Source organism: Streptomyces sp. NPDC048290 (assembly GCF_040652095.1).
Classification (GTDB): Bacteria; Actinomycetota; Actinomycetes; order Streptomycetales; family Streptomycetaceae; genus Streptomyces.
This window is the reverse complement of the sequence record NZ_JBEZLM010000027.1, coordinates 25655-39310: the sequence shown is the minus strand read 5'-3', so window position 1 is coordinate 39310 and position 13656 is coordinate 25655. Positions and strand designations below refer to the sequence as shown.

The window sequence follows — 13656 nt, the reverse complement described above, 5'->3', positions numbered from 1 at the left end:
GCCCATGAGAACGGCAGCGCGGGGACGGGAAGGGGGGCGGGATGTCAGAGCCGACCGAGCCGCTCGCGTATCCCCCGGGCGTCCGGGTGGCCGAACTCGTCGAGGATCTCCAGCGCCCGTTCCCAGCTGACCCGGGCCGCCCAGGGGTCGCCGGAGGCCAGCTCCACATCGCCCAGATTGCCCAGGGTGTGGCCCTCGCCCCAGCGATTGCCCACGTCATGGTGGGTCTTGAGGGCCTCCTCGTAGAACGCGATGGCGTCGGTGGGCCGCTCCAGCCGGGCGTGGACCGTGCCGAGCAGGTCCAGGACGACGCCCTCCACCCAGCGGTTCCTCTGCTCCCGCAGCATGGTCAGTGCCTGTTCCAGACAGTCGACGGCCTCGCTGAACCGGCCCTGGCGCTGATAGGCGTCCCCGAGGTTGGCCAGGGTGATGGAGACGCCCCAGGGATTGCCCGCGAGCCGGTGCAGGGCCAGTCCGCGGCGGATGTGGTCGACGGCCTCGGGCAGGCGGCCCGCCTGGAGGTAGGCGTCACCGAGATTGCTGACGGTGGAGATCCGGCCCTGGGTGTCACCGAGTTCCCGGAAGAGGTCCTTCGCCTGCCGCAGATGGGCCACGGCCTCGTCGTAGCGGGTGGCCGCGCGCAGCGCGTTGGCCTGGTCCGTGAGGGCGCGGGCCTCGCCCGCCCGGTCACCGGCGGCGCGGGCGGCGACGAGCGCGGTGCGGGTGGTGTCCAGCCAGTCGGTGTGGTGACTGCGCAGATAGAAGAAGCCCCACAGCACGGCGGGCAGCCGCCAGGCGATGCCGTGCAGTCCGGCGGCGGCGGCCTGCTGCACCGCGCCGACCAGATTGACCCGTTCGTCCTCGCACCACTGCAACGCCTGCTCGTGCCCGGCGAACTCCAGCGGCCGGCAGCCCTCGGGGGGCGGGTCCAGCGGAATCCGGGGCCGCTTCGGGGTGAGCAGCGGGTAGGCGGCGTCGGCGGTGTGCAGATACCAGGCGAGCAGCCGCTCGACCGCCCCGTCCCGCTCCTCGGTGGACTCCTCCGCCGCGACCCGTTCGGCCGCGTACACCCGCAGCAGGTCGTGCAGGGTGTAGCGGCCCGGGAAGTGCTCGGTCAGCAGATGCGCCCGGGTCAGCTCGCCGAGCAGCCGCCGCGCCTCCTTCGGGGTCAGCCCGGCCAGCCCGATCGCGGCGGGCGCCGAAAGCTCCGGGCCGCAGTGCAGCGCCAGCAGCCGGAACAGCCGCGCCGCGGGCGCCGACAGCGCCTGGTACGACCAGGAGAACACCGCCCGTACATCGGTAGTCAGATCGTCGTCCCCGGCCTCGAAGGCGTCCAGGCTGCCATGGCTGTCGCGCAGTTCGGCGGCGACCGCGGCGAGCGGGAAGGCGGGGTGCGCGGCGGCGCGGGCGGCGACGATGGCCAGCGCCAGCGGCAGCCGGGCGCAGCGGGCGATGATCTCCGCGGTGGCCTCCGGCTCCGCCGCCAGCCGCCGCGCCCCCAGCCGCCGGGCCAGCAGGTCGTGCGCCTCCTCGACGGTGAGTTCCTCCAGGGTCAGCGGATGGGCGCCCTCGCCGACCACCAGGCCGGTGAGCCGGTTGCGGCTGGTGACGATCACCAGACAGCCGCGGGCGCCGGGCAGCAGCGGCCGTACCTGCTCGGCGTCGCGGGCGTTGTCCAGCAGGATCAGCATCCGGCGCCGGTCGAGGAGCGTGCGGTACAGGGCGGCCTGGGCGGCCAGTTCCGCGGGGATCTGCTTGGGCGGGACGCCGAGCGCGTCGAGGAAGGTGCGGATGGCCTCGCCGGGCGCGACGACCGCGCCGGACGGGTCGAAGCCGCGCAGATTGAGATAGAGCTGCCCGTCCGGGAAGCGGTCGGCGATCTCGTGCGCCCAGTGCACGGCCAGCGCGGTCTTGCCGACCCCGGCCATCCCGCCGATCGCGCTGATCACCACGGTCGACGGGGCGCTGCCGGGGGCGGGCAGCAGCGCCCGCACCTTGTCGAGTTCGGGTCGGCGGCCGACGAAGGTCAGCAGATCGCCGGGGAGTTGGGCGGGACGGGCGGGGGGCGGCGGGGCGGCCCGGTCGGAGTCGGGACCGGACTCGGGACCGGATTCGGGGTCCGTCGTGGAGGCGGGACCGGTGGTGTCCGGGTCCTCGGGAGGTGCCTTCGGCTCGACCGGCTCCATTGCGCTGGTGACCGGCGTCCCGGAGTCGGTGGCGACGAGTATCCGGTCGTGCAACCGCCGCAGTTCCGGGCCGGGTTCGATGGCCAGCTCGCTCCTCAGGGTGTGCCAGGTACGCCGGTACACGGCGAGCGCCTCGGCGCGGCGGCCGGAGCCGTACAGGGCGAGCATCAGCAGCCGGCTCAGCTCCTCGCGCAGCGGATGCGCACCGGTCAGCGAGAGCAGTTCGGGGATCACATCGCGGTGCCGGCCCAGCTCGATGTCGACGGCCAGCCGCGTTTCGAGCGCGCCGAGCCGCATCTCGCCGAGACGGGAGCGCTCGGTCTCGGCGGCGCCGCCGGGGAGGCCCGCGAGGGCCGCGCCCTGCCAGGCGTCGAGGGCGGTGTGCAGCAGCGCGGCGGCGGCGGTGGGTTCGCCGGAGGAGCGCAGCCGGTGCGCCCGCTCCACCCGCCGTTCGAACACGGTGAGGTCGAGGGCGTCCTCGCCGAGCCGTACGCGGTAGCCGTCGCCGACCGAGACGATCACCGGGGACCCGGCCGTACCGCGGCCCGGTTCCAGCACCTTGCGCAGCCGTGACACATAGGTCCGCAGCACCGAAACGGCGGCCTGGGGTGGTGCGGAGCCCCATACGGCGTCCAGGAGTTCATGCAGGCCGGTGGGGCGTCCCTGGCGCAGGAGCAGGGTGGCGAGGACCACCCGCTGCTGCGGAGAGCCAAGCTCCAGTTCCTGTCCGCCCCGCCAGGCCCGGACCGGCCCCAGTACGGCGAAGGACACCAACTCTTCCCGGGGGTTCACGCGCCGCACTCTACACAGCGCGTGTTTTCCCCCGTCGATTGAACCGTTCGACCAGCAGGGGCCGTTGCGGTAGCGCCGACAACGCCTGAGAGGAGTGCGCATGAGCCGGGGTGAGGAGTTCGACGAGCCCATCATGGGGGACGACCATTTCGCGGTGGTCATCGCCGGGGACGGCTCCGCCACGATCGACGGCGGTCCCGTCACGATCGAGGCCGGTCAGACAGCCGACGCGGCGGTCCTGGACGCACTGCACGACCGGGCCCACGCACGCGGCGGCACCGTGACGGCCACGATCTCGGACCCGTCCGCGGCGTATGTGGCGCACATCGAGGTCGCCCCGGACGGCTCCAGCCGCCTACTGGAACAACGCGAGGCGCCCACACCGGACCTCGGACCCGTGATCGTCCCCGTGGACGTACCCGAGCTGCACGGCGACGAGGACGACGACGATGCGTACGAGGAGGAGGACGAGGACGACGACGACGAAGCGGACGGTCACGGCGATTTCGCGGTCGACTGGACGAAGCGGGACGTCGACGATGACGCCGCCGACGACGATCCGGGCGAATCGTCGTACACCTTGCCCGAGCCCCCGCCCCTGAGCGCGGACGAGGACGACGACCCCTCCCAAGGACGGTACGACGAGGACGACGACGACGGGTACGACGACCCGGACGACCGTTTCGAGGACGACCACTACGACGACGCCCCGGAGGACGACCGGGACCACGACCCCGCACCCGCCCCCGAACCCGCCCCCGTCTCCGCCCTGCACCGCTCGCTGCCCCCGGCCCTGGTCAGGAAGATCGACCGCAAGGAGCGGGCCCGGCAGTCGGACGACGAGTACACGCCGTCGGGGCTGTTGCAGCGGCCTCTGATCGTCGCGCCCGCGGCGCTCGCCGTGGCCGGGATCGTGGTGGTGTCGCTGGTGGTCGTCGGCAGCGGGGGCTCGGGGGACGATCCCCAGCAGGCGTCCGCGCGGACCGGCGTCCAGGAGTCCGGGTCCCCGTCGGCGCAGAAGGACTTGCCCGCGCCGACGTTCAAGGTGGAGGTGACCCCGCCGTCGCTCACGGCCTCGCCGTCGCCCTCCACATCGCCGAAGCCCTCGCCGTCGACGAGCGAGCGCGACCCGCAGGGCGAGAAGGCCCCGCCGCCGCAGGTGACGGTGACGGCGACCGAGCCGGGGAGCGTGCGGACGGTGACGGCGAAGCCCAAGGCGGACACCGCGGCCAGTGCGGTCAAGCGGCTCGCCAAGAGCGATCCGGGCGGACGGCACATCTGCTACCGGGCGTTCGTGTCCGGGATCGGCTGGCAGAAGCCGGTGTGCGACGGGACGATCGCCGGTACCACCAAGCAGAACCGAGCGATCAAGGCGCTGAACCTCGCGGTGTACAACACCGGAGGCACGGCCGCCAACGCGGTGCGGTACGACAGCGATTCGACCGACAACGAGGGCGACTGGCAGCCGAGTTGGACCGCGGTCACCGGGGACGGCCGGGACATCTACATCGGTGACACCTCCATCAAGTACATATCGGGCATGGCTCTGAACGTCGGCAGCGGCAGGGTCTGCGCCACGGCCAAGGTCAAGGGCTACGACTGGGGGACGCACGGCTGTGCCGACGCCCGCCCGGCCTTCGCCTTCAACGGCTCGATGGAGAACCAGCGCTATCTGGAGGCCGTCACGTTCACGGTGCCGGGGTAGCCGTCAGGATCGCGTGGAGGTGGTCCGGCGGAGGGGCGATCGCGGGGCCGCTACCAGGCCCCGCGCGGACCCTCACCGATCCGGCAGCGCGGGCAACGGCACGGGGGCCAGCGTCGGGTGCCGATGCCGGGGGGGCACCTCGCCGGGCCGGTACACGATCAGGGGGGTGCGGTCGAGGCGTTCGCCGTCCGGACGGACCCGGTAGGTCTCGATGGTCAGGTGCGAGGCGCCCGGGGCGGGGGGAGTACCGGCGTTCACCGCGCCTCCACCTCCCCGCCGTCACCCTCACTGGACGGCTGCCGGGGAATGTGCCGGTCGATCAGCTTCCGCAACCGCCGCACCTCGCGCTGGAACTCCGGATCGCTGGTGAGTGCGTCCTGTACGGGGTCGGTGTACTCGAAGGTGTGGCAGCCCGGATGACCGTCGAACAGGGTGCACACCTCATCGGCAGCCGTCGGCCCGGAGGGCGTGTTGCAGTCGGGCACGACCCGGAACGTGTCGGGCGGGCAGCCGTCCGCCCACTGGGCCCACACCTCCCCGTCGCTGGGATCGTCCAACTCCCACACCAGGTCGTGATGACGGCCTCCGGAGTGCTCCTGGAGACAGCAGCGCAGCGAGCGGGCAACGGTGTCCGGGGCGGAATCCTTGACCGACACGAACATGATCGCGATCAGGTCGACGGGCATCACGGTTTCCGTGCCGCACATCCGGGGCGGGGGCATGGACCGGCCCGGCTTGGTCAGCGAGACCACCGGCCACCTCCTGGCATCGTCTGCGGGGTGGACGCGTCCGCGCACACAGCGCGCACCGAGTCTTCAGCGGCCCGCCGCAGCGTGAACGCGAGGGCGCGCCGACGCCACCGTTCCCGCTCGCTCTCCTGCCAGTCACGGACCCGTTCCCGCTCCCGGGCACGGTCGTCCTCACCGGCCGGGTAGTACGGCCGCACCAGCACCGCCGTACCGGCGTCGAACACGAACTGGTCCCGCTCGGGACGCGACCACGCACGCTCCCTGACCGGCATGTCGACGGTCACCGGTGCGTCCCCGGGCGCTCCCGCGCCGTGCCGCCTGCCCCCTACCGGCCGGTCGGCCCGCCGACGCCCGGTAGGGGGCAGCAACACCTGTAACAGCCACCCGAAGAACAGACCGAACCGCTTCATCGCGTCCTCAACTCCCGTCCAGTGGTGGCCTGGGCGGGTGTCCACGTCGGCCACGGCGTCGCGCTTGCCAGCCATGCCTTACTCCCTCGGTCACCCGCCGGTTTCAATGCGTGACCAGATGAGCACAACTAGCCCTATGCTGATGGGCGTTGAGGCTGTCTACTCACAGCCCCGAACATCGTTCGAGGCTGCTTCGAGAGAAGCATGGGAGGTCAGAGCATGGATCTCGACGGTTCCGGCGAGATTTTGAGTCCCTTTGAGGTTTTCGGACGCGATGTAAGGGAGCTGAGGACAGCACGCAAGATCACCACAACAGGACTGGGGAAGGCGGTCGGCTACTCAGCGGCGTACGTGTCCAAGGTTGAGCGAGCGCTCTTGCATCCGAGTGAGAAGTTCGCTGTGGGGTGCGACGGTGTTTTCGGCACCGGGACGATGCTTGCTCGGCAGTACATTCGAGCGCTTGAGGGGGACCACCCCTCATGGTTCGTGCCGTATCTCCAGTACGAGCGTCAGGCGCGGCAGATCTTCGCCTACTCGACGCTGTGCCCGAACGGGCTTCTACAGACACCGGAGTACGCGCGTGCGCTGTACGGGATGAGCGTTCCCCGCCTCTCGGAAGAGCAGGTGGAAGCCAAGATAATTGCGCGTATGGCACGGCGGGAGATCATGGATCGCACCGACCCTCCCGCGCCAGAGATTTGGGTGGTTCTCCACGAGGCGTGCCTACGGGTCGCGGTCGGCGGTCGGCTCGTAATGGCTAGCCAGCTCCAGCGCTTGCTGGATGACGCGAAACGGCGGAACGTGTCTCTTCAGCTCCTACCCAACACGGCCGTGCCGGTCACAAGCCGCCCGTTTACGGTACTCACCTTTGAGCGCGCGCCCATGGTGCTTCACGCTGAAGGTCCGCAAGGTGGACGGCCGCAAGACGCACCCAAGATCACGGCGGCTGCCATGGCCACTTACGATCGGCTACGGGCAGAAGCCCTTGGCCGCGATGACACGCTCAGCACCATTCGGAAAGCCCTTGAGGAGTACACACGATGACCCCCCGAACTCCGCCCGCACACACGTGGGTCAAGTCCAGCTACAGCGATTCCAATGGGGGTGACTGCGTTGAATGGTCCCCCGCTCACGCGTCCGCTACCGGCGTCGTCCCCGTCCGGGACAGCAAGCACCCCGACGGCCCGGTCCTGATGCTCTCCCCCGACGCGTTCGCGGGACTGGTGACGTTCGCGCGCACCGCAGATGTCGGCTAGCGCCGACCGATCCCGTAGAGCCCCGTCCGGTCGCGTGATACCAAACCGCCTATGAGAGGTACACCCGATGACCGACACTTCTTCTCCGCCCCTGTGGGTGAAGTCCAGCTACAGCGACTCCAACGGGGGTCAGTGCGTTGAGTGGGCCCCTTCTCACGCGTCCGCTACCGGCGTCGTCCCCGTCCGGGACAGCAAGCACCCTGACGGACCTGTCCTCATGCTCTCCCTCGAAGCGTTCGCGGGACTGGTGACGTTCGCGCGCACCGCAGATGTCGGCTAGCGCCGACCGATCCCGTAGAGCCCCGTCCGGTCGCGTGATACCGGACGGGGCTCCGTCGTTCCAAGGGTCGGGGTCGAAGACGGCGGCCGGGATGCCGTACACCAGCAGCTCAAGCAGGAAGCCGCACAGATGGCCCGCGTCTTCCGGGTCCTGGAGGTCGAGAACGACCAGCTCCGCAAGCAAACGGCCGAAGGCCGCGGAAATGTCTGCTTCCTGCCGCATGCCCGCTGAGACTGGCGCGGTCGGGCACCCGGCCGAGCTGCCCGGCCGTGCCGGTGCTGGTCGCAGGACAGGTCAGATCCAGGTGTAGTTCTGGTCTGTGATCGGCTCCAGCTCGAACCTGCGCACCGGGGCCCCGGGGCCGTCGAGTTCGGCGATCTGCTTGCCGATCGGCGGGAAGAGCGGCAGGCCATCGACCTTGCGGTAGTCGTGCCACTCGATGGTGCCGACCTCGTGGCTGCCGTCGGGGAGCTCGTCGAACTCCTGGGTGGCGAGCTGAGCACGGACCTCGGGGGTGACGTGGAGCCGGTAGATCAGGTGGAACTTGCGGGGCGGCGGGGTCGGGCCGGGCCGGGTGATCCGGGCGTCCGCCATCCAGATCAGCTCCGGCTCGGCGGATGCCTGGTCGCGCCCGAGGCCGAGCTCCTCTTCGAGCTCGCGCAGGACGGCCTCGCGGTAGTCCTCGCCGTCCTGCACGTTGCCGCCGATGGTGGTGTAGTGCACGGAGTCGGCCCGGTCCCGTCGCAGCAGCGCGACGTCGTCGCCGCAGAAGACCAGGCCGGTGACGCGGACCTTGATCCTGCTGAACGGCTTGGGCGTCGTCGCTTCGGTGGTGCTCATCGAGGTGATCTCCTTGATGGGATGGGGTTGCGCTGGAGGTTTCCAGCGGGCCCTCCCGGCCCAACAGCCGGGTGGATTCGGTGTGGTGAGCTCTAGCTTGCCCCGGGGAAGCCGTGGGCCGAGCGCGCGTCGGCCTGGGCGATGTGTTCGATCTCGACGCCGGTGAGAGTGAAGCTGCGAAGCCGGCAGCCGGTTGAGCGCATGACCGGGGCGAGGTGGCAGGGGTCCATCTCCTCGATGAGGACGGTGGGCTGCTCGGTCGGCGGGTTCTTGCGGCCGGTGACGCCCAGCGGCAGGCGGCTGCCGGTCCAGGGCAGCGGGGTGATCCGCCAGATCGGTCCGCGGACGGTGGAGAGGCCGGCCTGCCCGAAGCCGCGCTCCTCCCGCAGGGTCATCGGCTCGCCGTCCGTGGCGGACAGGCCCCGGAAGAGATGGAGGGCGCGTCCCTGGTTGACGATCTGCCCGGTGTCGATGGTGAAGTCCCGGGAGAAGAACTCGGCGGCCGGGTAACCAGCGGTCAGGAGCGCGCGGGCGTGGACACCGACCATCGGGATCACCCGCTCGCGCAGGTGGGCGGCGGCTGCCTTGTCGACGGGGTCGAGGGCTTGGGCCTTGAAGCGCAAGGCGGACAGCACGGCGTCGATGTCGCTCGCGGTGGCATCCGGGAACGCCTCGCGCCGGGCCAGGCCCCGGGCGGCCTTGTGGTCGAGCAGGGCGTTCAGGAAGTGGCGGGTGGCATCGGTGTAGCCGGACTTCTTCCGGGTCTCGGTGGCCGGGTAGATGTTCAGGGCGGTGAAGCGGCCGTCGGGGTGGAAGTCGGGGTCGGCGCTGTAGTAGTCGCCGTCGGCGTTGGTGAAGCGGTGCAGGTCCACGGGGGTGGCCCGGTGCTGCACGGCCAGGACGCCGGAGAGGGCGCCGTGGACGGTGGCGCTGTCCAGCTGGGCGGCGTCGGCGGTGACGTGGAGGTAGGGCCGACCGGGGGTGGAGAGGACCGGCTGGTTGCGCTCGTCCAGACGCTCGATGACGGTGACCGGCAGCTGGCCCTGGTCGGGCTGGGCGGCGATCAGCAGGTGCGGGCCGACCTTCAGGACGTGGTGGCCGTCGATGTGGGTGTCGGTCAGCTCGGCGATGCCGACCAGCGGCGCGAAGCGCATCTCGACGGCGGCCGTGGCGGCGCCGTGGCCGAGGCGGTCCAGCAGCGGCCGGTAGATCCGCAGGGCGTGGGCGAGGTCGGCGGTGTACTGGTCGCGTGAGGTGCCGGGGGCCTTGCCGATGTAGCCGGTGGCGTACGGGGTGAGGGAGAAGCGGATGCCGTCGAAGACCTCGCCGAGGCCGGCGACGATGCGTCGGTGCATCTCGGTCAGGCGGGCGTTCTGGGCGGAGAACCCGACCGACGACGTGCGGATCTTCACCCCGAGGACGTCGTGGGCGAGCTCGGCGTACGTGTCCAGGTAGGGATAGGAGCTGATGTCGTTGTCCAGGTAGGGGAAGACCACGCCGGGGCGGTGGATGCGGCCCTGGGCGATGCGCACGCCCCGGGCGGCGGCCTCGTCGGCGAGGGCGGTCATCAGCTGGGTGAGGCCGCGCGGGGTGAAGCGCCACAGGTCGCTGCCGGCGGCCTGGCTGCACATCGCGCACTTGTTGATACAGCCGACCTCGGCGGCGAGGTACTGCAGGCGGGTGAGCGCGTCGTCGGGGACGGCGGCGAGCTGGTCGCGGAGGCTGGGCATCGTTGCGGTGGTCACGGGGCGGTTCCTCCTTGGTGGTCGGCGGGAATGAGGTGCTGGTCGAAGGAGGCCAGGAGTTCGCGGCTGGCCTTGGAGAGGGTGTGCGGGTCGGCGAAGGGGGCGTCGGCGGCCGTGGTGATGCCTTCGGCGGTGCCGAGTTCGGAGCCCGGCTCGCAGATGGCGCCAGGGGCGGGGAGGTTGGCGAGCAGGACTTCACCGGGCCCGGCGTCGGCCGGGTGGGCGCCGGCTCGCACCCACCGAAGGTGGCCTTCGTGGACGCGGTAGACACCGGGCAGAGCGAGGTGGGGGCCAAGGTGGACGGGCACCTCACCGCGGTGGCGGAGCTTGAGGTAGAAGGGCCCGGGGGCGGCCCCGGTCGCGACGCCGACGGTGGCCGAGTTGAAGTCGTCGGGGTCCGGCAGCCAGGTGACCGGGTGGTCGAGCATCGTGGTCAGGTGGGCGATCAGGAACGGGGGCAGGCCACGCAGTCGCTGGTTGACCGCCGAGACCTCGGTCGTACCCTGGTTGCGGCAGTTGATCTCGTTGAGGAACACCTCGCCGTCGGCGGTCAGCAGGGCGTCGATGCCGAACAGGCCCTTCATCCGGTGCTTGTCCCAGGCCCAGGTGGCGATCCGCACGGCCGCGTCGACCAGGCGGGCGGCGGCGTCCTCGGGCCAGGGCAGGCACCAGGTGTTGCCGCCGCTCTTGCCCGCCGCGATCCCGGCCTCGGGCACCCCGACGGCCTTGTGGGACGGGCGGTCGACATAGACCCGCAGGCGACCGGCGTGGTCCGGGACGGACAGCACGGTGGTGTTCGAGGACCAGCCGGTGACGAAGGCCGTCACCCGGTAGGGGCCGGTCATCTCGGCGGCCCGCGCCAGGTCGGCTCCGTCGTTGACGAACACGGTCCCCCGGCCGCCGGAGTCCGCGCCGCACTGCACCACCACCCGGTTCGAGCGCACGAGACGACGGAGCTCGCGCAGGCCGGGCAGGGTGCCGTCGATGCGGGCGCCGGTCAGGTGCAGGCCGGCCGGGACGCCGGAGTGGTCGAGGATGTCGCCGAAGTTCGCCTTGTCCTCGACCTCCGCCCGCAGGACAGCGTCGACGGCGGCCACCGTGCCGCGCGGCCCGGCCCACCGCCGCAGCCGGTCGGTGGCGTACCAGGCCGCGATGACCGGCCGCCTGTGGCGGCGGACAGCCGCCTGGGCACTACGGTCCAGGTCGGCCATCCAGGACCGACGCTGGGCGATGCCGCGAAGCGAGGTCCGGCCCTCCAGCGTCAGCGCTTCGAAGGGCGAGGCCGACACCCACGGCTCGTAGCAGCCGATGGCCAGCGCCGGGCGGGCAGCGGCGATCGGCGACGGCCCGGTGTACGAAGTGCGTCCACTGCTGGCGAACCGCTCGGCACTGACCAGCGACCGCCCGCCGAGGGCGGTCTCCAGCTCGTGCTCGGCGGCCTGCCACAGGCCGGTGTCGTGTCCGGGCATGGGCAAGGTCATGCGGTCCACCTGTATGCGGGCCCGGGGGTCGGCAGGGTGAACAGGGCGGCGGCGGCGAGGACCTGGTCAGTGATCTCCTCGGGCGAGTGCTCGGCCGTGTCGAAGATCAGGAGGTTGCGGTGGCGTCGGCCGACGAAGTTCAGCAGGCTCGCGTTGAAGCGGGCCGCGAACTGCGGGTCCTCGACGCTGCGGCGGTCGGCGGCATCCACGTCCGCCCGCATATCCATCCGCTCGCGCCGCACCTGCGGACTGGCGTGCAGGTACACGGCCACGTCGAACGTGGCGAACACCCCGCTGGCCCACAGCGCGAGGGCGGCCGTGAGGTAGGGGCCGCCCGCCAGGCCGAAGGCGATGGTCCGGTCCGCGTAGCCGTCCTGGACGATCACCGCGTCGGCGGGCCGGGGCGGGTCGATGTGGGCGAGGAGTCCGTCGAGGGCGTACCCGCCGACGAGGAAGGCCGCCGTGATGGCACTGCTCTGGGCCTGCCTGACCAGGGGGAGCTTCTTCAGCAGCGGCTCGACGGGGTGGTGCTCGGCGAGCATTCCGCGGTGCCGTACTGCGGCGACTCCCCGGCTTTCGAGAGCCTTGATCAAAGTGGCGACCAGGGTGGTCTTGCCCGACATGTCCAGTCCGTCGACGAGGATGCGCACGGCGTGCCTCCTGAACCTCGATGGGGGTAGGGCTCGGGCCGCCGGACACGGACCAATGCCCGTGAGCGTGGGCGGTTCGGAGAGGGGAATGAACGTCCTCGCCGACCGCGAGCGGCTGACTGCCAGTCAACGACCATGCACACAGGGGCAGAAGCTGCCAGGGTGTAGGCCAGTCGTCGGCCACCTGTCGGCCCGTGTCGGCCAAGGGGAGGGATGCCGTGTCAGCGGATACCGCACCGATCGGGACGCTGATCAGAGCCGCCAGGAAGCAAAGAGGCATGTCACAGCCTCGCCTCGGCCGCGAACTCGGCATCGCCGAGGGCAAGGGAGCCGCCGGTCCGGGGCGTGATCAGGTGTCGCGCTGGGAACTCGGTGGACGTGTCCCCACGTACTGGCTGCCGTACCTGATTAAGGTCCTGGAGCTGCGGCTACCAGAGGCAGGCGACAGTTCGCCGACCGGTCCGGAAGATCCGCTGTCGGGCGATACCGTGGATTCCGTCATCGAGTTGAGCCGGAGGGACGTGGTGGATCGCCGGGGATTCGTGGCCGCCTCCAGCGCGTACGCGCTCGCTGCCCTGGGGCTGCCCGATCCGGACAGCCTTCTCCGCCGTGTCCGTCTGAAGGCCGGAGGGAAGGTCCGGGTCGGTCGGGGCGAAGTCGCAGCCGTCCGCCAGATGACCAAGTCCCTCGGCGACGCGGCGGCCGAACTCGGCGGCGGACATGCCCGGCACCTCGCCGTCCACTACCTCCACGAGGACGTCTCCACGTGGCTGGACGGCGCCTGGACCGAGGCCATCGGCCGCGAGCTGTTCGCCGCGACCGCCCAACTCGTGCATCTGGCCGGCTGGATGGCCCAGGACGAGGGCAGCCAGGGCGCCGCCCAGCAGTACTACGCGCACTCCTTCCGGCTGGCCTCCGAGGCCGGCGACGCCGAACTCGCCGCCACAGCCTTGCGCGGACTTGCCGTCCAGGCCATCGACCTCGGCTTCCGCGCGACTGCCGTCCGGATAGCCGAGGACTGCGTCAGCCAGGCCAAGAACCTGGACGACCTCCGCGCGGTGGCCTACTACCAGGCCACCCTGGCCAACGCCGCAGCCCTGGACGGTGACCGACCCACCGCCACCCGCTCCCTCGCGTCCTCCCAGATGTCCATCGAACGCGCCACCGGCGCCCCCAGCGACTCCTGGGCCTCGCACTACAGCATCGGCCGGTGGGCACACGAAGCCGGCATGATCCTGGCCCGGCTCGGCGACTACGCGAGCGCGCAGGACCACCTTCACCACGCGCTCGATGTCCACGGCCTCGACCGCCGACGTACCCGCGCCATCGTCCTCGCCGACCTCGGAACCGTCCGGCTCCGCCAGGACGACGTGGACGGCGCCCTCGCCTCCTGGAACGACTTCCTCGACTGTGCGGACGGCATCCGCTCCATCAAGGTCCAGGACGCCGTCCATGACATGCGCACCCGCCTGTACCGGCTGCGGGACGTACCTGGAGTCGAAGAACTGGACGAACGAGCGTCGGCCCTCGAATAAGTCGCCCCCGATCCGCGGTGGATCGTT

General features: G+C 71.1%; 13 protein-coding genes. 5 read left to right on the top strand and 8 right to left on the bottom strand.

What is annotated here, in order from left to right; all coding sequences use genetic code 11:
- Positions 1-44: 44 nt before the first annotated feature.
- A complete protein-coding gene (locus AB0D49_RS34265) occupies positions 45-2978 on the bottom strand; it encodes a BTAD domain-containing putative transcriptional regulator (RefSeq protein ID WP_362765442.1) in 2934 nt (977 codons plus the stop codon).
- Positions 2979-3078: 100 nt separating this feature from the next.
- Here AB0D49_RS34265 and AB0D49_RS34260 point away from each other — a divergent pair, with 100 nt between their 5' ends.
- Positions 3079-4683, top strand: a complete 1605-nt coding sequence (locus AB0D49_RS34260; RefSeq protein ID WP_362765439.1) for a hypothetical protein — start codon at positions 3079-3081, stop codon at positions 4681-4683.
- 72 nt (positions 4684-4755) lie between these two features.
- Here AB0D49_RS34260 and AB0D49_RS34255 read toward each other — a convergent pair whose 3' ends face one another.
- Genes AB0D49_RS34255 through AB0D49_RS34245 form a run of 3 tightly spaced genes read right to left on the bottom strand, consistent with a single transcriptional unit; the run spans position 4756 to position 5917 of the window.
- Positions 4756-4941, bottom strand: coding sequence for a hypothetical protein (locus AB0D49_RS34255; protein ID WP_362765436.1), 186 nt, complete (start codon positions 4939-4941; stop codon positions 4756-4758).
- Positions 4938-5435: a hypothetical protein gene (locus AB0D49_RS34250; RefSeq protein ID WP_362765433.1), complete on the bottom strand. Its 498-nt coding sequence runs from the start codon at positions 5433-5435 to the stop codon at positions 4938-4940. The genes AB0D49_RS34255 and AB0D49_RS34250 overlap by 4 nt, the downstream gene beginning before the upstream one ends.
- The gene (locus AB0D49_RS34245; protein WP_362765431.1) at positions 5423-5917 is read right to left on the bottom strand and encodes a hypothetical protein; all 495 of its coding nucleotides are present in this window, start codon (positions 5915-5917) and stop codon (positions 5423-5425) included. Before AB0D49_RS34245 ends, AB0D49_RS34250 begins: the two co-directional genes overlap by 13 nt.
- A gap of 144 nt (positions 5918-6061) precedes the next feature.
- On the opposite strand from AB0D49_RS34245, the gene AB0D49_RS34240 reads away from it, so the two are divergent.
- The 3 genes from AB0D49_RS34240 (at position 6062) to AB0D49_RS34230 (ending at position 7378) form a co-directional block, all read left to right on the top strand.
- The gene (locus AB0D49_RS34240) at positions 6062-6886 is read left to right on the top strand and encodes a helix-turn-helix transcriptional regulator (RefSeq protein WP_362765428.1); all 825 of its coding nucleotides are present in this window, start codon (positions 6062-6064) and stop codon (positions 6884-6886) included.
- The gene (locus AB0D49_RS34235) at positions 6883-7098 is read left to right on the top strand and encodes a DUF397 domain-containing protein (RefSeq protein ID WP_362765425.1); all 216 of its coding nucleotides are present in this window, start codon (positions 6883-6885) and stop codon (positions 7096-7098) included. The genes AB0D49_RS34240 and AB0D49_RS34235 overlap by 4 nt, the downstream gene beginning before the upstream one ends.
- Positions 7099-7165: 67 nt before the next feature.
- On the top strand, positions 7166-7378 hold the full coding sequence (locus AB0D49_RS34230; protein ID WP_362765422.1) for a DUF397 domain-containing protein: 213 nt from the start codon (positions 7166-7168) through the stop codon (positions 7376-7378).
- Positions 7379-7672: 294 nt separating this feature from the next.
- Here the strand turns inward: AB0D49_RS34230 and AB0D49_RS34225 are convergent, their stop codons facing one another.
- The 4 genes from AB0D49_RS34225 to AB0D49_RS34210 form a co-directional block, all read right to left on the bottom strand.
- Positions 7673-8218 (bottom strand): NUDIX domain-containing protein, encoded by a 546-nt coding sequence (locus AB0D49_RS34225; RefSeq protein ID WP_362765419.1) that lies wholly within the window; start codon positions 8216-8218, stop codon positions 7673-7675.
- A 92-nt stretch (positions 8219-8310) separates the two neighbouring features.
- The gene (locus AB0D49_RS34220; RefSeq protein WP_362765416.1) at positions 8311-9963 is read right to left on the bottom strand and encodes a hypothetical protein; all 1653 of its coding nucleotides are present in this window, start codon (positions 9961-9963) and stop codon (positions 8311-8313) included.
- On the bottom strand, positions 9960-11444 hold the full coding sequence (locus tag AB0D49_RS34215) for a hypothetical protein (protein WP_362765413.1): 1485 nt from the start codon (positions 11442-11444) through the stop codon (positions 9960-9962). Before AB0D49_RS34215 ends, AB0D49_RS34220 begins: the two co-directional genes overlap by 4 nt.
- Positions 11441-12094, bottom strand: a complete 654-nt coding sequence (locus tag AB0D49_RS34210) for a hypothetical protein (protein ID WP_362765411.1) — start codon at positions 12092-12094, stop codon at positions 11441-11443. The genes AB0D49_RS34215 and AB0D49_RS34210 overlap by 4 nt, the downstream gene beginning before the upstream one ends.
- A 278-nt stretch (positions 12095-12372) precedes the next feature.
- On the opposite strand from AB0D49_RS34210, the gene AB0D49_RS34205 reads away from it, so the two are divergent.
- A complete protein-coding gene (locus AB0D49_RS34205) occupies positions 12373-13629 on the top strand; it encodes a tetratricopeptide repeat protein (RefSeq protein ID WP_362765409.1) in 1257 nt (418 codons plus the stop codon).
- The last annotated feature ends 27 nt before the right edge of the window (positions 13630-13656 follow it).

What these genes read in the sequence shown, in the direction of transcription:
- AB0D49_RS34260 (WP_362765439.1), top strand. Translation starts at nt 3,079, where the DNA reads ATGAGCCGGGGTGAGGAGTTCGACGAGCCCATCATGGGGGACGACCAT.
- AB0D49_RS34245 (WP_362765431.1), bottom strand. Translation starts at nt 5,917, where the DNA reads ATGGCTGGCAAGCGCGACGCCGTGGCCGACGTGGACACCCGCCCAGGC.
- AB0D49_RS34240 (WP_362765428.1), top strand. Translation starts at nt 6,062, where the DNA reads ATGGATCTCGACGGTTCCGGCGAGATTTTGAGTCCCTTTGAGGTTTTC.
- AB0D49_RS34235 (WP_362765425.1), top strand. Translation starts at nt 6,883, where the DNA reads ATGACCCCCCGAACTCCGCCCGCACACACGTGGGTCAAGTCCAGCTAC.
- AB0D49_RS34230 (WP_362765422.1), top strand. Translation starts at nt 7,166, where the DNA reads ATGACCGACACTTCTTCTCCGCCCCTGTGGGTGAAGTCCAGCTACAGC.
- AB0D49_RS34225 (WP_362765419.1), bottom strand. Translation starts at nt 8,218, where the DNA reads ATGAGCACCACCGAAGCGACGACGCCCAAGCCGTTCAGCAGGATCAAG.
- AB0D49_RS34215 (WP_362765413.1), bottom strand. Translation starts at nt 11,444, where the DNA reads ATGACCTTGCCCATGCCCGGACACGACACCGGCCTGTGGCAGGCCGCC.
- AB0D49_RS34205 (WP_362765409.1), top strand. Translation starts at nt 12,373, where the DNA reads ATGTCACAGCCTCGCCTCGGCCGCGAACTCGGCATCGCCGAGGGCAAG.